Genomic DNA, 17,919 nt, shown 5'->3' with positions numbered 1-17,919 from the left:
AATTTTCCGCCACGTGGGGGCAGCAACCCCCGAGACTGCCGCAGAATACCCGGTATATGCGCCGTTTAGACAAAAAAAAGGGGCCGTATCAACGGACCCTTTTTAATACTTTGGGTTACTTGACCACCCGCAGAGACGGCTTTTTCGCCGGTTTCTTGAATGTGGCCGGCGGTGTGGGTTCCGGCGGTTCCGGAGTTTCCTCCGGTTCAAACACCATACCCTGGCCATTTTCCCGCGCGTAGATACCCACAATTGCCCCCACAGGCACCTGGATATCCGTCGGTACACCACCGAAGCGGGCATTGAAGCGGATGGCGTAGTTATCCATCGTCAATCCCATCACCGCACTTTCAGAGACATTCAGGACAATCTGTCCATCCTCATTGACATGCTGCTGGGGAACCAGCACCCCCTTCAGGTGGGTGTCCACCAGAAGATAGGGGGTGCATTTGTTATCGGTGATCCACTCGTAAAACGCCCGCAGCAGATAGGGGCGGTTGGATGTCATCGGCAGCTTGTTCAATCAGCACCTCAGGAGCGCATTTCGCGCTCGAATTCGGTCAGACTCTGCTGGAAGGCATCGCGGGCGAAGAGGCGATCCATGTAATCCAGCAACGGCTTGGCCTGCTTGGTTTTCGGCAGCGCGATTTCCAACTGGTCCAAACGCCACAACAGCGGCGCCATGCAGCAATCCACCAGAGAAAACTCTTCATTGAAGAAGTACGGCAGGTCGGTAAACATCGGCGCGATACCCACGAGACTGTCGCGCAGCTCTTTACGCGCGGACGCCACATCCTTGCCGCCAGCCAGAATCTTGTCTACCAGCGGCACCCAGTCGCGCTCGATACGGTACATGATCTGGCGGCTCTGGGCGCGAGCCACTGGATACACAGGCAGCAGCGGCGGATGCGGGAAGCGTTCGTCCAAGTACTCCATCATCACCTTGGTTTCGAACAGCACCAGCTCGCGGTCCACCAGGGTGGGCAGAGAATTGTAGGGATTGAGCTCAGCCAATTCCGCCGGCTTGTCTTCGGGGTCGACATCAACGATGTCTACGGTTACACCTTTCTCGGCGAGAACGATACGCACCCGGTGGCTGAAATGACAACGACCATCGGAAAAGAAAGTCATTGAGGAGCGCTTGTTGGTCGGCACACCCATTGTGGAACTACCTCGGTCTACTGGTCGAAATTCCGACCATCATTCTTAAACGGAAAACGGGCGGCGGGCCTGATGCCGGAAACCGGCGGCCCACCACCCGGAAAAATCAATCTGGCAATCGCTCAGTGATGAATATCTTTCCAGTACTCGCGATTCAGCAGCCAGGCAAAGATAAAGAATACAAGGATGAACGCCAGGACATAGAAACCGACGCGTTTGCGGGTTTCCGCCATAGGCTCCGCGACGTACTCCATGAAGTTGACCAGATCGTAGACCGCCTGATCATACTCTTCGCCACTCATGGAACCCTTGACCTTGTTGACCTGCAGGCTGCCGCAGTTGGCGTCCATGATGGGGTTGCCCATCTCGTCACGCACAACCCTGCCGTGGTCGCGTTTCGGACCAGGCGCACATTCCGGCAGTCCCTGCAGCTCCATCAGCACATGGGGCATCCCCACATTCGGGAATACCTTGTTGTTCACACCGGTAGGGCGATTGTCATCCTTGTAAAAGCTACGCAGATAAGTGTAAAGCCATTCCGGAGAGCGCGCGCGGGCCACCAGAGTGAGATCCGGCGGAGTGGCGCCGAACCATACCTTGGAATCTTCGGGCTGCATGGAGATCTGCATCAGGTCGCCGATCTTGTCGTCGCCCAGCACCAGGTTCTGCATCATCAGCTCACTGGGAATGTCCAGATCGGTGGCAACGCGCTCCCAACGGGAGAAGTTGGCACTGTGGCAACCCATACAATAGTTGACGAAGTATTTGGCCCCGCGCTGCAGCGACGGCTTGTCATTCAAATCAATATTGATGTGGTCCAGCTCAACGGAACTCTCCGCGCCCACCGCTTTGATGGGCACGAATGCCAGCAACATTACCGCAATGATACCGCCAAACAGCAGGATGAAGGACTTGCTGCCAGAGGGGCTGGTGACACGATCCGGCACCGGATGTACCACGTCGCGGCTGGTGAGCCATGGCAGTGCTGCGAAGAAAGCCGCAAACACCAATGACAGCACACACACGAACAGGCTGGCTTTCCAGTTTACTACCGCCATCCACAGGAACATGAAACCGAACGCACCGCTGACGATCCAGGAAGCCATTCCCTTGCGGGTAGTGGGGTTAGTCCAGATCGGCATGGTAACGAAGAAGGCGAAGTAGAACAGGGTTGCGACCTGCGCCAGGAAGTTACGTCCCGGAGTTGGTGACTTCACACCCAGGTAACCCAGGATGATGAACACCGCGGCGAACACCAGCAACAGCAGTTTCGGCAGAACACCCTTGTAGCGGATCGACTTCACCGGGCTCTTGTCGAGCCAGGGCAGCACAAACAGGATCGCAATCGCCGCTCCCATGGCCACCAGGCCGAGGAATTTTGCGGTCAGCGGGCCGATATCCATGGTCACTGCGCGCAGCACCGCATAGAACGGTGTGAAGTACCACACCGGAGCAATATGTTCCGGAGTCTTCAGCGGGTTGGCCTCTTCAAAGTTGGCGTATTCGAGGAAGAAACCGCCCATTTCCGGGAAGAAGAACACCACCACACAGAAGGCGAACAGGAAGACCGCCACACCGACCAGGTCGTGTACGGTGTAATAAGGATGGAAGGGAACGCCGTCCAGCGGGACGCCATTGGCATCCTTGTTCTTCTTGATCTCGATACCGTCGGGGTTGTTGGAGCCCACTTCGTGCAGTGCCAGAATGTGGAGCACAACCAGCAGTACCAGAACCAGCGGCAGCGCGATCACATGCAGCGAGAAGAAGCGCGTCAGGGTAATACCGGAGATCAGGTAGTCACCACGAATCCACTGCACCAGATCCTCGCCGATGGCCGGGATGGCACCGAACAGGGAAACGATCACCTGAGCACCCCAGTACGACATCTGGCCCCAGGGCAGCACGTAGCCCATGAAGGCTTCCGCCATCAGCACCAGATAGATACACATGCCGAAAATCCACACCAGCTCGCGCGGCGGCTTGTAGGAGCCGTACATCAGACCGCGGAACATATGCAGGTACACCACCACAAAGAAGGCGGAGGCACCGGTGGAGTGCAGGTAGCGGATGATCCACCCCATTTCCACATCGCGCATGATGTATTCAACAGAGGCAAAGGCACCCTCGGCAGAAGGGTTGTAGCTCATGACCAGCCAGATACCGGTCAGCAGCTGGTTCACCAGGACCAGCATCGAGAGCACACCGAAGAAATACCAGAGGTTGAAGTTTTTGGGCGCGTAGTACTTGCCCATGTGGGTATCCCACGCGCGGTAGATCGGCAGGCGCTGATCAACCCAATCCCCCAAAGCGGTTAACCAGTTCATGCTGCGCCCTCCTGATCCACACCAATTACGATGACTTCGTCACTTTCATAGGAATACGGCGGCACATCCAGATTGGTGGGCGCAGGCACACCCTTGAACACGCGCCCGGCCATATCGTATTTGGAGCCGTGGCAAGGACAGAAAAAACCGCCCAGCCACTCACTGCCACCCAAGTCGGCGGCGCCCACTTCCGGACGGAACATCGGCGCACAGCCAAGGTGGGTACACAGGCCCACCAGTACCAGCGTCTGGGGCTTGATGGCACGGTTTTCAGGATTCACGTAAGGAGGCTGGTTGGACTCGGTGGATTCCGGGTCGCGCAGCAGCGGAGCGACTTTGGCGAGGTTATCCAGTGTCTCCTGGGTGCGGCGCACCACATACACCGGCTTGCCGCGCCACTCGACCGTGACCATCTGGCCCGGCTCCAGCTTGCTGATATTGTATTTGACTGGCGCGCCAGCGGCCTTGGCCTTGGCACTCGGATTCCAGGAGGCGACAAAAGGTACTGCGACCCCGACCGCACCTGCAGCACCCACAACAGAGGTAGCAGCGGTCAGAAATCGACGACGCCCCACATTTACACCGTCATCACTCATGACGTAGTTCTCCCATCACAGCGCCCCGCCTGACCTACACGAACGTAAGCCCGAAGCTGACTGGCCCAAACCCAAAAAAAACCCGGAAAATTTCTGCAATAAATCCACACGGCCAGTTACGGTGCTTCAGGGTAATCCGCATTTGACAGCGACGGTGCAGCCCAATGGTTCGAGAAAACGATCCGAGACCAGAGAGAACAGAGCACCCGTACAGCGGCAATTGGCTCACCACTGCAAAATCAGAGACTTAAAACAGAAACTCCCCTACAACTGGCCCGCCTGCTTGGCCTTAGAACAAAGTGGCCAAACCCCAAGTGCAAGCGGATATAAATTCGCGCAATGTTAAAGAAAATGCCAAACCGATACAAGGCGAAACCCGGGGCGAACACCCGCGACCCCGCAGCGAACTGGCGGCATTTTATACAGAACGTGCGCTGGCGCTTGAGCGCCGAAAGAGTCGCATACAAAAAAAAGCCCGGCAGTTGCCGGGCCAAAAAAACACAAAAATATCTGATTAACGCTTGGAGAACTGCGGCTTCTTACGCGCTTTGCGCAGGCCGACCTTCTTCCGCTCAACGGCACGAGCATCGCGAGTTACGAAGCCAGCTGCGCGCAGCGGCTGACGCAGGGACTCGTCGTACTGCATCAGAGCGCGGGTCAGGCCGTGACGGATAGCACCCGCCTGACCAAAGGAACCACCGCCCTTCACTGTGACATTGATGTCAAATTTTTCGACCATGTCGACCATCTCCAGCGGCTGACGCACGATCATGCGCGCCACTTCGCGGCCGAAATATTCGTCCAGAGTGCGACCGTTAACGCTGATGTTACCTTGCCCCTGCTGAATGAATACACGAGCAGTGGAGGTCTTGCGGCGGCCGGTACCGTAGTATTGAGTAGTTGCCATGAGAATGCTTTCCGTTTAGATCGACAGTTCAATCGGCTGCTGGGCCGCATGAGGATGTTCGCTACCCTTGTACACCTTCAATTTCTTGAACATGGCGCGACCCAGAGGGCCTTTCGGGAGCATGCCTTTTACCGCACTCTGAATAGTGCGCTCAGGCGCCTTGTCGATCAGCTTCTCAAAGCTGATGGATTTCAGACCACCCGGGTAACCGGAGTGGTGATGATAAATCTTGTCTTTGGCCTTGCTGCCGGTCACGCGGACCTTCTCGGCATTGATGACTACGATGTAGTCGCCGGTGTCCACGTGGGGCGTGTATTCAGGCTTGTGCTTGCCGCGCAGGCGGTGAGCGATCTCGGCGGAAATACGGCCGAGAGTCTTGTCCGCAGCGTCAACAATGTACCAGTCGCGAGTGACCGCTTCCGGCTTGGCACTGTAAGTCTTCATGTTATAAAACACCTGTATATGGTCCCCGAATGGGGCCCGTCCCACGAAAAGAGCGCGAATACTACATAAGGGCCCGGGGCTTTTCAAGCACAAAGTTGCGCAACTTGTGACCAACCCGGCCCCAGCCCAACGCCCTATTCCGGGCGGTGCGCGCGCGCCAGAAACTCCCGCGACTGCATCTCCTGCAGACGGCTCACGGTGCGTTCGAATTCGAACCGCAGGTGTCGCCCCCCATACAGGGATTCCACCGGCACCTCGGCGGAAATCACCAGCTTGACGCAGCGGTCGTAAAATTCGTCGACCAGATTGATGAAGCGGCGCGCCTGACTCTCCATGCGCTCGTCAAAACGCGGCACATCGGCCAGCAGCACCGTATGGAATTCCCGCGCCAGCTCGATATAGTCATTCTGCGAGCGCGGCCCATCGCAGAGCTCGCTGAATCCGAACCAGGCCACATCGTCGGCCACCCGCACCGCCACAATGGGGCGCCCCTCAACATCGAGCTTTACCTTTTCACGCACCTCACATCCTTCAACAATCAGGCTTTGGAAGGAGCACGCAAGACTCGCATCGGCCTCCTCCCCCAGCGGGTAATGGTAGAGCTCCGCCATTTCCAGCGCGCGTAGCCGGTAATCCACACCGCTGTCGACATTGACCACCTTGGTGTGCTCCAGCAGCAAATCGATCGCCGGCAGGAAGCGCGCCCTCTGCAATCCATCCTTATATAGGCCCTGCGGCACAATGTTCGAGGTGGCCACCAGGGTGACACCGCGCTCGAACAACGCCTGCAGCAAATTGGCCAGGATCATGGCATCGGTGATGTCCGACACGAAAAATTCGTCAAAACACAGCACCCGCGCGCGATCCGCTATCCGGTCTGCCACCTTTTCCAGCGGGTTTTTCTCTCCGGCCAGGGTTTTCAACTGCCGGTGCACATCGCGCATAAACCGGTGAAAGTGGGTTCTCTGTTTCTGCTCAAAGGGCAGGGACTCAAAAAAAGCGTCCATCAGATAAGTTTTGCCGCGCCCGACTCCACCCCAGAAGTAAAGCCCCTGCTCCGGGCGGCGCCCGCGCCGCCACACCCGGCGCAGACTGCCGAGCAAACTGCCAGCTCGCCGTTCGGCCGCCATCAACCGCACATAAAGATCCTGCAGCTCGACCACAGCGGCCTTCTGCGCCGGGTCCGCCACAAAGTCGGGGCGCTGCAAATCGCGCTGATAGCGCTCCAGCGGCGTAAGTCGTGCGGGGGCGGACAGGTTCTGTTCCGTGACCATCAATTCGAAACCATTCAAAAAAACAATCGGGGGCGACATTGCCAGGGGATGGATACAATCCGCTGCCGCGGGCTGCATCTCGGGAATTCAGGTGGGTGATTCCGGATTCGCCGGCACAACACCGGCCGGCGCGCACTTTACCAAATCCGTCGCGACTTGGCACAAACCGGATCGCGGCGCGGCGGCGGGAATTGCGTATAATAGGGGCACTGTCATGGACGGCCGGTGCCACTTTCAATTTGAGGAGATAGTAACGTGCACTCAACTTCGGTATTAATTCTGGTCGGCGTACTCGGCCTGGCCCTGGGCGCCCTGCTCGCGTTTTTCGCCACCCGCGGCCGTCAGAACATCGACCGCACCCAGGAGCTGGAACTGCGCCTGAAGGAAGCCAACACCAGACTGGAGGACTTCCAGCAGCAGGTGAATGAACACTTTGACCAGACCGCCCAACTGGTCAACAACCTGACCCAGAGCTATAAGGAAGTGCACGAGCACCTCGCCACCAGCGCCATGCGCCTGTCCAATCAGGACATCGGGCGCCAGATGCTGGAAGCCGGCAGCGGTAACCTCAGCGACAACGACGAGCACCTCAGCGTATTCCCTCCGCGCGACTGGGCCCCAACCAAAGGCGCTCTCTCCGAAGATTACGGCATCGAAAAGGAGGCGCAGGCACCGTCACCCGCACCGGTAAATGCGATCAACCGCTGACCCGGGACCGCGCCATACTTGAAGAGTGGCCAGCGGCAAATTCGAAGCACAAAAAAGGCGGGGAATCCCGCCTTTTTTGTGCTTGCCGTTTGCCGGCTCCGACCATTTACAGACTCTGATAGTAGTCCATCAGGATCTGGGCCACTTCCGGGCGCGAGAACTCAGGGGGCGGTGCGATACCGTTGCCCAGCAGCTCGCGTACCTTGGTGCCGGACAGCAGGATGAAGTCATCCTTAGTGTGATCCGGGACATCGCGCATCATCACAACACGGTTGAGTTTCTTGGAGTAGGCGGTGTGGTCCGCGCGGAAAATTTCGATTTCCAGCGCACCTTCCGGCACCTTCTCATCGAAGATAGTCTGCGCGTCGAAGGCACCGTAGTAGTCACCCACCCCGGCGTGGTCGCGACCAACGATGAGGTGACTACAGCCACAGTTCTGACGGAACACGGCGTGCAGCACGGCTTCGCGCGGTCCCGCGTACAGCATGTCGAAACCGTAACCGGTCACCATCACGGTATTTTTCGGGAAGTACTCTTCCACCATTTTGCGAATGGCCGCATCGCGCACGTGCGCGGGGATGTCGCCGGCTTTCAGCTTGCCCAGCAGCATGTGAATCAGCACACCGTCGGCGCCGACCGCGTCCAGTGCCATTTTGCACAGCTCCTCGTGGGCGCGGTGCATGGGGTTGCGGGTCTGGAAAGCCACCACCTTGCTCCAGCCGTGTTCGACGAACTCGTTGCGGATTTCCACGGCGGTGCGGAAGGTGTCGGGGAAATCCGACTGGAAGTAGCTGAAGTTCAGCACCTCAATGGGACCGGAGATCAGCTGACGACCAGCAGCCTTGAAGGTCGCCACGCCCGGATGGGCGTCGTCCAGGGTACCGAACACGTGTTCGGCAATAGTGTTCACCTGTTCATCGCTCACGGTTTCGATGGCTTCCACATCCATCACCGCAATCACCGGATTGCCCTCGACATTGGGGTCGCGCAGAGCGATACGCTTGGCGCCGGCAACCGCGGAGGCATCTTCCACCATATTCACCACCGGCACCGGCCAGAACAGGCCGTCAACAGTGCGCAGGGTTTCCGCCACACTCAGGGTATCCGCCAGGTTCATATAACCGTGCAGCGGGTTGAAATAGCCGGCGCCCAGCATCACTGCATTCGCCGCGGCCGCAGAGCTGATGACGATGGATGGCAGAGACTCCGCCTCGTGAATCAGCTGATGGTGGCGCTCGCTATCGTAAACGAAACGGGGCTGCAGCTCGACACTGCCATGTGGGCGAACCAGTGACATAGTAACTCCTGAGATATAGGGATTCAGACCAAAATTTCGAGCGCCACATTATACGGATTCCACCACCCGCACCAAGCACCGACCGCCATGAGCCTTAGAACTCTTGATAAGGCAGCCGAAGGCAAAGGGACATAAAGCACGTATAATGGCCACAAACCAAGGAGCTGCCGGTGTCACTACAACGTTTTCTGCAAGACTGGGCCATTCCCACAGCCATCGGCCTCGGCGTTGCCGCGGCACTCTTGCTGCTGTTCCCCCATCTTCGCGGGAAACCGGAGCAGGTTCCGGCCATTGCAGAATTTCAGGGGCCGGTGTCCTATGCCAGCGCGGTCAACCTGGCGGGCCCGGCGGTGGTCAACATTTTCACCCGCAAAACCGTGTCCGAGCGCAGCCACCCGCTGTACAACCACCCGTTATACCGGCGTTTGCTGGATAACATGAACATCCCGCAGCGGGAGCGCATGCAGTCCAACCTGGGTTCCGGGGTAATCGTTGACCGCGACGGCTACATTCTCACCAATTACCATGTCATTTCCGGCGCAGAGGAAATTGCGGTGGTGCTATCGGACGGGCGTGAAGCCCAGGCGGCCCTGGTGGGGTCGGATTCCGATTTCGACCTGGCAGTGCTGAAAATCAACCTGCCCAATCTCACCACCATCGAGGTGGGCGATCCGGACAAGGCTCAGGTGGGGGACGTGGTGCTGGCCATCGGCAACCCCTTCGGCGTCGGCCAGACTGTCACTCAGGGGATCGTCAGTGCCACCGGCCGCGACCTTAGCAAGACCGGCACCGGCAGCTACCTGCAGAACTTTATCCAAACTGACGCGGCGGTGAATCCGGGCAACTCCGGTGGCGCACTGGTGGATGCCAGAGGAAAGCTACTGGGCATCAACACGTCCATCCTGAACCAGAGCGGCTCCTCCGGTGGAATCAGCTTTGCCATCCCCGCCAACATTGCCCTCAAGATCATGCAAGACATCATCGAATTCGGGCGCGTGGTGCCGGGCTGGCTGGGGATCGAGGCGCAGACACTGTCACCTCAACTGGCGCGGTCATTCAACCTGGCATCGACCAACGGCGTCATCGTCACCGCCATTTACAATCAGGGTCCGGCGCACCAGGCAGGGCTCAAACCCGGTGACGTGATCACCCACATCAACAACGATCCGATCAATGACGGCCTGCACGGCGTCGCCGCCATGGCTATATTGAGGCCCGGGGAAGTGGTCACTATCACTTACATCCGAAAGGGGGAGATCCAAAACACCCAGGCTACGATTTCGGAAAAACCCCAGTCCCCGAGCAAGAGTTAACCCGCAACAAACATGGCGAAGTCTCAGGATAGACGGGGTTAAGACTGCCGGCGCAGATCCCGGGGTTCAATAGCAGGCGGAGACTCAGCACCGCCCCTCCGGCTCACTTCTCACACAACGCCTTCGGTCACGCGATAGGTCGCCGAGCGCGCGTGCGCGTCCAGCCCCTCCCCCTTTGCCAGGGTCGCGGCCACTCGGCCAAGCGTATCGGCGCCCTGCGGCGAACAGTAAATGATGGAACTGCGCTTCTGGAAATCGTAAACCCCCAGCGGTGAGGAAAAGCGCGCAGTACCACTGGTGGGCAACACGTGGTTGGGCCCCGCACAATAGTCACCCAGCGCTTCCGCGGTATAGCGCCCCAGAAAAATGGCACCGGCGTGGCGGATACGCGGCAGATACTGCTCCGGATCGTCGACGGAAACCTCAAGGTGTTCCGGCGCGATGCGGTTGGATACCTCAATCGCCTGCTCGATATCGCGCACCAGAATCAGCGCACCGCGGCCGGCAATGGAGCGACGGGCAATCGCCTCACGGGGAAGTGTTTTCAGCAGTTTTTCCAGCGAATTCGCCACCGCGTCCAGAAACGCTGCGTCGGGACTGAGCAAAATGGACTGCGCCTGCTCGTCGTGCTCCGCCTGGGACAACAGGTCCATGGCAATCCAGTCGGGATCCGTCTTGCCGTCGCAGATCACCAGAATCTCGGAGGGGCCGGCGATCATATCGATGGCCACCTGACCGAATACCGCGCGCTTGGCGGAGGCGACAAATATGTTGCCGGGACCAACGATCTTGTCCACCCGCGCAACCGTCTCGGTGCCGTAAGCCAGCGCGGCCACGGCCTGGGCGCCGCCAATGGTGAAGACCCTGTCGACGCCGGCAATTGCAGCGGCCGCGAGCACCAGATCGCTGAGCTGGTTGTCCGGAGCCGGCACCACCATCAATATCTCGTCTACACCCGCCACCCGCGCGGGAATCGCGTTCATCAGTACCGAGGACGGATAGCTCGCCTTGCCACCGGGCACGTAAATACCCACCCGCTCCATCGGCGTGATTTGCTGGCCGAGTACGGTGCCGTCAGCTTCCCGATACTGCCAGGATGACTGCAGCTGGTGTTCGTGGTAATCGCGCACTCTCTTGGCGGCAGTTTCGAGCGCCGCTCGCTTTTCCGCGGAAATTCGCTCCAGCGCATCGGTGAGCGCTGCGCGGTCGAGACAGAAGTCGCCGGCACTTTTGAGGTCCCGACGGTCAAACCGGTTGGTGTACTCAATTACCGCGGCGTCGCCGCGCGCCTTAACCTCCCGCAGGATTTCTGTCACGGCGGAGGTCACGTTCTGGTCCGCGACCGACTCCCATGCCAGCAATTGCTCAAGGGCCAGCGAGAAGTCGGGGCTGCCGGCGTCCAGCCGACAAATGGAAAATTCACTCATGGTTTTCAGTCGAAATTACAGCGCAGCCACAGGCCACATTAAACATCGCGTCGAATTGCCGTCGGCCGCAAATCAAGCGGTTTCCCGCGCACAAACCACATGCCTCAACCGCTCGATCAGTGTATTGATCGGGCCGTACTTCATTTTCATGGACGCCTTGTTCACGATCAGGCGGCTGCTGATATGCGCGATATGCTCCCGCGCCTCCAGGCCGTTGGCCTTCAGGGTATTGCCGGTATCGACGATATCCACAATCTCGTCCGCGAGATCCATCAGCGGCGCCAGCTCCATCGCCCCATACAGCTTGATGATGTCGGCCTGGCGCCCCTGGGCAGCGTAATAGCGCTTGGCGGACTGCACAAACTTGGTGGCTACCTTGATACGCCCCTTCGGCAGAGCGGCACCCTTGATGCCCGCGGTCATCAACCGGCAGCGAGCGATCTTCAGGTCCAGCGGCTCGTAGATATTGCTGGTGTCATGCTCAAGCAGGTTGTCCTTGCCGGCGACACCGAGATCCGCGGCACCGTGCTGCACATAAGTGGGCACATCGGAACCACGCAGGATCAGCAGGCGCACATTGTCCTGGTTGGTCGGGAATATCAGCTTGCGGCTCTGGGCAATATCTTCCAGCGGCTCAAGACCGGCGGCGGCCAGCAGCGGCAATGTTTCCTTGAGAATACGCCCTTTGGTCAGGGCAATCGTGATCTGCATAACGTTTATGATTGTTGAATTGCCCGGCCGGTGCCGGGCAGAAGAATGGCAAGAGCTTACTCCACTCTTGGTTTCCCGCGCCAATACAAATCCAGAATAGCGCTAGACAGCAAGCATCTAGCGCAGCGGCAAATCAGCCTGGCACGCGACGGATATTGGCACCCAGCTGCTGCAGTTTTTCCTCGATACATTCGTATCCGCGATCGATATGGTAAATACGATCCACCGTCGTGGTGCCCTCGGCAACCATACCGGCAATCACCAGGCTCGCGGAAGCGCGCAGATCCGACGCCATGACCGGCGCCCCTTTGAGCTTCTCAACCCCAGTCACAATGGCGGTGTTGCCCTCAAGCACGATGTTCGCGCCCATACGATTGAGTTCGTGCACCTGAATCAGACGGTTTTCGAAAATGGTTTCCACCACCGTCGCCTTGCCTTCCGCCACCGCATTCATCGCAGTGAACTGGGACTGCATATCGGTGGGGAACGCGGGATAAGGTGCCGTGCGGAAACTAACCGCTTTTGGGCGGTTGCCCTTCATATCCAGCTCGATCCAGTCGTTACCGATACCGATGTGAGCACCAGCCTCCTCAAACTTCACCAGCACCGCATCGAGGATATCCGCGCGGGTGTGAGTCAGGCGCACACGACCGCGAGCCGCAGCGGCGGCGGCCAGGAAAGTGCCGGTTTCGATGCGGTCGGGCATTACCGTGAAGGAGCAGGGGTTCAGCCGCGGCACGCCGTGCACGCGGATGGTGTCGGTACCCGCCCCCTCGATCTGCGCCCCCATAGCGGTCAGGAAATCCGCCAGATCGACAATTTCCGGCTCCCGTGCCGAGTTGTGCAGCACCGTGGTGCCTTCCGCCAACGCCGCCGCCATCAACAGGTTTTCGGTACCGCCGACGGTGACTTTTTCCATCACGATGTTGGCCCCCTTGAGGCGACCATTGCTGCGCGCGCGAATAAAACCTTCGTCGATCGTGATTTCCGCCCCCATCGCCTCTAGCCCCTTGAGGTGGATATCCACCGGGCGGCTGCCGATGGCACAACCACCGGGGAAAGACACATTGGCCACGCCGTGACGCGCCAGCAGCGGACCCAGCACCAGAATGGACGCGCGCATGGTTTTCACAAGATCGTAAGGCGCCGTCAGATCGTTGACAGAGCGCGGATCAATCTCTACCCCGAGCCGCTCGTCGACGGTAATCTCGGTCCCCATGCAGCGCAGCAGGGTAATCATGGTGGTGATATCGTTGAGGTGCGGGAGATTGTGAATCTGCACCGGACCATCGGCCAGCAAGGTCGCGGCCAGAATCGGCAGTGCGGAATTCTTGGCTCCGGAAATTTTCAGGGTTCCGGAGATGGGGCTGCCCCCTTCGATAATCAGTTTGTCCATTCGAACTGGTTTCCCGTAGCGAAACAATAATCCCTGGCAAGCCCGGAGCCCGGCAGGGGAAAGAGGTTACTGACCGGCCTCTTCCGGAGTGAGGGTCTTCATCTGCACCGCGTGCAGGGTGCCGTCGGCAATTCTGTCGGACAGAGCGCCATAAACCAGCTGCTGCTTCTTAAGCCGGGAAAGGCCGTTGAAGGCCTCACTGACGATGGTCAAATGCAGGTGACTGCCTTCGAAAGACACGTCGGTAACCTGGCTGCCGGGAATCTGCCCTTCAATGAGGGCCTTGATCTGATCTGGTTGCATAAAAGTAAATACAGGTGGGAATTTCAGTCGGAATTAGAGCCGGCGCGAAGTGTACTGGAAAGCGCCCGCCGGCGCAGCCGCGATTCCGCGGGCTGCGCCCTGATATTGATGTGTGCTCAGCGCGCGCCATCCGCAACGTTGTCGGCCGCAGACCAGCTGGCAATCACCCGGTCGATGTCACCGCCATTCGCCTGCATGGCCTGGGAAAACTGACCGCGGAATGTCTTGCCGAGATTGACGCCGTTCAGGATGACATTGATCAGTTTCCACTGGCCGCTCTTGTTGCGCACCAGCGTGTAGGAAACCTTGGTCAAACCTTCGGGACTGCGCACCTCCTGCAGCACATTGACCCGGTTGCCACTGGGGGTAGAACCGGGATTCACCACCTTCACATCCATATTGCCGAACGTGGCGACGCCGCGGGCAAAGGTCGCGACCAGGTCACGGCGGAAAGTGCTGGAAAATTTTGCGCGCTGCGCGGGCGTGGCCTGCTTCGCATAGCTGCCCATAACGCCGCGGGCGATGAAATCGAAATCCACCACCGGTGCCAGCACCCGATCCACGGAGGCGTAATAGCCCTGCGGATTCGAGCTGACCTGCTGGCCCTCGGAGCGAATCACCCCCAGCAGCTGATTGGACACATTTTCGATCGTGGCATAGGGGTTTTCAGCGGCGCTGGCAAAGGGTGCCAGACTGCACAGCAGAACAGTGGCAAGCAGCGCCCTGGCCCCGCGCGCAATCGCGGATTGAAAAACTCCGGTCTGGTTGGTCATGAAAAGTGCGCTCACAGAAAATCTCCCATTGGCAATTCGTCCCTTGGATGCACACAACACCAAAAAGTGTCGCAGCGATGCGGAATTATCTCACTGGCAAGTACCGACAAGGTCAAATCCGGGCCTCGTCCGACGCAGCAGCTGACAATAGCGGCGGCAAACTATACCATGGCGCCGCCGCGAACAAGCGGCACTGGGTCACTTTCACCCCCGCCTGACGGCAACGTCTATCTCGGCGGCGTCAGCGCAAGTGGCCCTCAGCCGCGCCCGCAACCGATATGTGTCGCGAACCTCTACGTTGCCTCCGCGGATACTACAAAGGTTAGCACGTCAGCCCGCGGGCCAGCGGAACGAATACGGGCTGCCGCTGGTCGCAACAGACAGGGCCGCACGCCCCGCGTCCTCCAGTATATGGACGCAGATACCGGCCGATAGCGCCCTTGCCTGCCCCGGGAATTCCACACGAGAGATGTCATGGGAAAAGATCTGATCATCCAGGCCGGACGCCGCACCATATCCATGGAAACCGCCGCCGTAGCCGCGCTCGAAGGGCGTATTGGTGATGACTTCAACCGCGCCTGCGAACTGATCCTGGGCTGCCCAGGGCGTGTCATTGTGTCCGGCATGGGCAAGTCCGGACATATCGGCCGCAAGATTGCCGCCACCCTTGCCAGCACCGGCACACCGAGTTTTTTCGTGCACCCCGGCGAAGCGAGCCACGGCGATCTCGGCATGATCACCCGCCAGGATCTGGTCATTGCCATTTCCAATTCCGGGTCGTCCGCCGAGGTACTCACCCTGCTGCCGCTGCTGAAGCGACTGGGCATTCCCATGATCAGTATGACCGGCAAGCCAGACTCCCCCCTGGCTCAATCCGCCGATGTAAACCTGGACATCTCGGTGGAAACCGAGGCCTGCCCACTGAATCTGGCCCCCACCTCCTCCACCACTGTAACGCTGGTGATGGGCGACGCACTTGCGGTGGCACTACTGGAGGCGCGCGGCTTTACCGCGGAGGATTTTGCCTTTTCCCACCCGGGCGGCGCACTCGGACGCCAACTGCTGCTGAAGGTGGAGGACGTGATGCACGCAGGGCAGGAACTGCCGCAGGTTTCCCCGGAAACACCGCTCTCCCAGGCACTCTTGGAGATGACCAGCAAAGGCTTCGGTATGACGACCGTAGTAGACCGCGACGGCCAGCTTCAGGGCGTCTTCACCGACGGTGACCTGCGCCGGGTCATCGACCAGAAGATCGAGCTGGACACCGCCACCATGAGCAAGGTGATGAGCCGCAGACCGAAAACCGTGAGCGCCCACATCCTCGCCGCAGAAGCCCTGCGCATTATGGAGGACAACAAGATCACCGCATTGGTGGTGGAAGATCCGGAACACCATCCGGTGGGCCTGCTGCACATGCACGACATACTGCGCGCCGGCGTCATCTGACACAACAGCGAAATAGCGAATAGATAGAAGGACACCCGTTTGAGCCAGCACTCCCCCTCGCACCAGGGCAGCGACCGCGACCTGAGCATCGAACTCAAACTGAGCAAGGTGCGCCACCTGATACTTGACGTGGATGGCGTTCTCACCGACGGCAGGCTGTATTTTGACAATCACGGCAATGAGCTAAAAACCTTCCACACCCTGGATGGACACGGCATCAAAATGCTGCAGAAATCCGGAGTGGGCGTAGCCATCATCACCGGCCGCCGCAGTGCAGTGGTGGAAAAGCGCGCGCACGACCTGGGCATCACCCGCCTGATTCAGGGCCGCGAAGACAAGTACAGCGCCTTTTTGGAACTCTTTGCCAACGAGCCCTACGATCTCGCCCAGATCGCCTATGTCGGAGACGACTATCCTGATTTGCAGTTGATGACCCGGGTAGGCTGCCCTGTCGCCGTCCCCAACGCCGCCGCCCCAGTCAAAGAGCGCGCCCTGTTCGTCACCGAGCGCGAAGGCGGCCTCGGCGCCGTACGGGAGGTCTGCGACCGCATCATGCGGGCACAGGGAACGTTTGACGCCGCACTGGCCCCCTATCTCGCCAGCGACACCTGAAAACTGAACCTTCAGCCCATATAAAGGGTTGATCCGGCGGCCGCCACCCCGGCTGCCACACAAGGAAACGGACACAGCATGCGCACCTGGTTACCACTTGTCATCGTGGTCGCACTCATATCCCTGGGACTGTGGTTTACCGAAAGCCCGTCTGAGCAACTGCTTGGCAAGCGCCCGACCCAGCAGGAACACAGCAAGGCGGCGGACCTGATTATCCGCGACGCCCGCACGCGCCATTTCAGCCTCGAAGGCACGCTCGCCTACGAGGTGGATGCCGAGCGCGTTACCTTTTTCCAGTTTGCGCGCCGGGACCGCGCGGACCTCACGGAACCCCGCATGGTGTTCTACCAAGGCGAAGACACCAAATGGCGCACCGAGTCACACACTGGCGTTGCCTATGACAACGGGCAGAAAGTCGAGCTGGAGGGCGATGTTTCCATCATGGAACTACCGCAACCGGGCATCACCCTGCGCACGGAAAAAATCACGATCAAACCCCGCGAAGAATTCGCCGAAACGGACAAAGTTGTTACCATTACCGACGGTGCCAACCGCACCACCGGCAAGGGACTGCGGGCCGATCTCAAACAGGACAAGGTAGAAATTCTGTCAAATGTGGAAAGCAGCTATGAACCCCGTTGATTTGCGCCGTGTCCGCCTGCCGGCGACCGCCAGTGTCCTGTGTGCTGCCGTTGCCGCCGCACTACTGCTGGCGCCTCAGGTTCACGCGCTCCCCAACGACCGCGAGCAACCGGTGAAGGTGTCCGCCGACAAACTGGAGGCCAACCGCAACAAAAACCTGTCTGTGTACAGCGGCAACGTGGTCATCAGCCAGGGCTCGCTGCAGATTCGCGCCGACCGTGTGGAAGTTCACGGCAACGCCAAAGGGGAGATCAACAAGGTGGTTGCCACCGGCGCCCCCGCCCACTTTCAGCAACAGGTGGAAGAGAGCACCAGCCCGGTCAAGGCCCGCGCCAAGCGTATCGAATTCCTGGTGAGCAGCGACGCCCTGCAACTCAGTGGAGAAGCCTTTGTAGATCGCGATGGCAACACCCTGTCCGCCGAGCGCATTGACTACGACCTGAAAAGCGAGCAGATGCAGGCCCAGGGCCAGTCGGAAAAGGAACGCGTGGAAATGATCTGGAAGCCCGAAGCCAAATCAGAGTCCAAGCCGGCTGAAAACGGCCAGTAACCGCCCACCCACACAACCCGAACAGTCAGAAAAAG

The 17,919-nt window shown here is 59.2% G+C and carries 20 protein-coding genes; 7 read left to right on the top strand and 13 right to left on the bottom strand.

The genetic code is table 11. The features are described 5' to 3' along the window. Window positions 1-115: 115 nt before the first annotated feature. The 4 genes from GNX18_RS00310 to petA form a co-directional block, all read right to left on the bottom strand. Complete coding sequence (locus GNX18_RS00310) at window positions 116-508, bottom strand: ClpXP protease specificity-enhancing factor (RefSeq protein WP_138235985.1); 393 nt, start codon at window positions 506-508, stop codon at window positions 116-118. Window positions 509-531: 23 nt separating this feature from the next. Next, window positions 532-1,161 carry a glutathione S-transferase N-terminal domain-containing protein gene (locus tag GNX18_RS00305; protein ID WP_138235815.1) on the bottom strand — a complete coding sequence of 210 codons (630 nt, stop codon included), beginning with the start codon at window positions 1,159-1,161 and terminating at the stop codon, window positions 532-534. 122 nt (window positions 1,162-1,283) lie between these two features. Beyond that, a complete protein-coding gene (locus tag GNX18_RS00300) occupies window positions 1,284-3,485 on the bottom strand; it encodes a ubiquinol-cytochrome c reductase (protein ID WP_166214722.1) in 2,202 nt (733 codons plus the stop codon). After that, window positions 3,482-4,081 (bottom strand): ubiquinol-cytochrome c reductase iron-sulfur subunit, encoded by a 600-nt coding sequence (gene petA, locus GNX18_RS00295; RefSeq protein ID WP_138235813.1) that lies wholly within the window; start codon window positions 4,079-4,081, stop codon window positions 3,482-3,484. Before petA ends, GNX18_RS00300 begins: the two co-directional genes overlap by 4 nt. Window positions 4,082-4,380: 299 nt before the next feature. On the opposite strand from petA, the gene GNX18_RS00290 reads away from it, so the two are divergent. Next, window positions 4,381-4,599, top strand: a complete 219-nt coding sequence (locus tag GNX18_RS00290) for a hypothetical protein (protein WP_166214720.1) — start codon at window positions 4,381-4,383, stop codon at window positions 4,597-4,599. On the opposite strand, the gene rpsI is transcribed toward GNX18_RS00290, so the two are convergent. The 3 genes from rpsI to zapE form a co-directional block, all read right to left on the bottom strand. Continuing rightward, the gene (rpsI, locus tag GNX18_RS00285; RefSeq protein WP_138235812.1) at window positions 4,596-4,988 is read right to left on the bottom strand and encodes a 30S ribosomal protein S9; all 393 of its coding nucleotides are present in this window, start codon (window positions 4,986-4,988) and stop codon (window positions 4,596-4,598) included. The two genes, GNX18_RS00290 and rpsI, sit on opposite strands and share 4 nt — an antisense overlap. Window positions 4,989-5,003: 15 nt before the next feature. Beyond that, on the bottom strand, window positions 5,004-5,432 hold the full coding sequence (gene rplM / locus GNX18_RS00280; RefSeq protein ID WP_138235811.1) for a 50S ribosomal protein L13: 429 nt from the start codon (window positions 5,430-5,432) through the stop codon (window positions 5,004-5,006). 134 nt (window positions 5,433-5,566) lie between these two features. Further along, window positions 5,567-6,706 carry a cell division protein ZapE gene (gene zapE / locus GNX18_RS00275; protein WP_166220215.1) on the bottom strand — a complete coding sequence of 380 codons (1,140 nt, stop codon included), beginning with the start codon at window positions 6,704-6,706 and terminating at the stop codon, window positions 5,567-5,569. 255 nt (window positions 6,707-6,961) lie between these two features. Between zapE and GNX18_RS00270 the strand changes: the two genes are divergently transcribed. Beyond that, window positions 6,962-7,414, top strand: coding sequence for a YhcB family protein (locus GNX18_RS00270; RefSeq protein ID WP_166214718.1), 453 nt, complete (start codon window positions 6,962-6,964; stop codon window positions 7,412-7,414). A gap of 106 nt (window positions 7,415-7,520) precedes the next feature. Here GNX18_RS00270 and sat read toward each other — a convergent pair whose 3' ends face one another. Continuing rightward, on the bottom strand, window positions 7,521-8,711 hold the full coding sequence (gene sat, locus GNX18_RS00265; protein ID WP_205828019.1) for a sulfate adenylyltransferase: 1,191 nt from the start codon (window positions 8,709-8,711) through the stop codon (window positions 7,521-7,523). Between the two features lie 170 nt (window positions 8,712-8,881). Between sat and GNX18_RS00260 the strand changes: the two genes are divergently transcribed. Next, entirely contained in the window at window positions 8,882-10,024 is a 1,143-nt protein-coding gene (locus tag GNX18_RS00260) for a S1C family serine protease (RefSeq protein ID WP_205828018.1), read from the top strand. Window positions 10,025-10,134: 110 nt separating this feature from the next. Here GNX18_RS00260 and hisD read toward each other — a convergent pair whose 3' ends face one another. The 5 genes from hisD to GNX18_RS00235 form a co-directional block, all read right to left on the bottom strand. Beyond that, window positions 10,135-11,451 carry a histidinol dehydrogenase gene (gene hisD, locus GNX18_RS00255; protein ID WP_166214716.1) on the bottom strand — a complete coding sequence of 439 codons (1,317 nt, stop codon included), beginning with the start codon at window positions 11,449-11,451 and terminating at the stop codon, window positions 10,135-10,137. A 72-nt stretch (window positions 11,452-11,523) separates the two neighbouring features. Continuing rightward, window positions 11,524-12,162, bottom strand: coding sequence for an ATP phosphoribosyltransferase (gene hisG / locus GNX18_RS00250; protein WP_166214714.1), 639 nt, complete (start codon window positions 12,160-12,162; stop codon window positions 11,524-11,526). Window positions 12,163-12,295: 133 nt separating this feature from the next. Next, entirely contained in the window at window positions 12,296-13,558 is a 1,263-nt protein-coding gene (gene murA / locus GNX18_RS00245) for a UDP-N-acetylglucosamine 1-carboxyvinyltransferase (RefSeq protein ID WP_166214712.1), read from the bottom strand. Window positions 13,559-13,624: 66 nt separating this feature from the next. Next, entirely contained in the window at window positions 13,625-13,861 is a 237-nt protein-coding gene (locus GNX18_RS00240; RefSeq protein ID WP_138235804.1) for a BolA family protein, read from the bottom strand. A 116-nt stretch (window positions 13,862-13,977) separates the two neighbouring features. After that, window positions 13,978-14,649 (bottom strand): phospholipid-binding protein MlaC, encoded by a 672-nt coding sequence (locus GNX18_RS00235; RefSeq protein WP_240914119.1) that lies wholly within the window; start codon window positions 14,647-14,649, stop codon window positions 13,978-13,980. 459 nt (window positions 14,650-15,108) lie between these two features. Here GNX18_RS00235 and GNX18_RS00230 point away from each other — a divergent pair, with 459 nt between their 5' ends. From GNX18_RS00230 to lptA, 4 genes are all read left to right on the top strand, one after another. Then, window positions 15,109-16,080 carry a KpsF/GutQ family sugar-phosphate isomerase gene (locus tag GNX18_RS00230; protein WP_166214710.1) on the top strand — a complete coding sequence of 324 codons (972 nt, stop codon included), beginning with the start codon at window positions 15,109-15,111 and terminating at the stop codon, window positions 16,078-16,080. 81 nt (window positions 16,081-16,161) lie between these two features. Next, window positions 16,162-16,692 (top strand): HAD family hydrolase, encoded by a 531-nt coding sequence (locus GNX18_RS00225; protein ID WP_171018971.1) that lies wholly within the window; start codon window positions 16,162-16,164, stop codon window positions 16,690-16,692. A 78-nt stretch (window positions 16,693-16,770) separates the two neighbouring features. Continuing rightward, window positions 16,771-17,334: an LPS export ABC transporter periplasmic protein LptC gene (gene lptC / locus GNX18_RS00220; RefSeq protein WP_138235801.1), complete on the top strand. Its 564-nt coding sequence runs from the start codon at window positions 16,771-16,773 to the stop codon at window positions 17,332-17,334. Beyond that, window positions 17,321-17,884 (top strand): lipopolysaccharide transport periplasmic protein LptA, encoded by a 564-nt coding sequence (gene lptA, locus GNX18_RS00215; RefSeq protein ID WP_138235800.1) that lies wholly within the window; start codon window positions 17,321-17,323, stop codon window positions 17,882-17,884. Before lptC ends, lptA begins: the two co-directional genes overlap by 14 nt. Window positions 17,885-17,919 lie beyond the last annotated feature (35 nt).

Origin of the sequence: Microbulbifer sp. SH-1 (assembly GCF_011326135.1) — a bacterium.
Lineage (GTDB): Bacteria > Pseudomonadota > Gammaproteobacteria > Pseudomonadales > Cellvibrionaceae > Microbulbifer > Microbulbifer harenosus.
The sequence above is the reverse complement of the archived record's forward strand: the minus strand, read 5'-3'. Positions and strand labels throughout refer to the sequence as shown.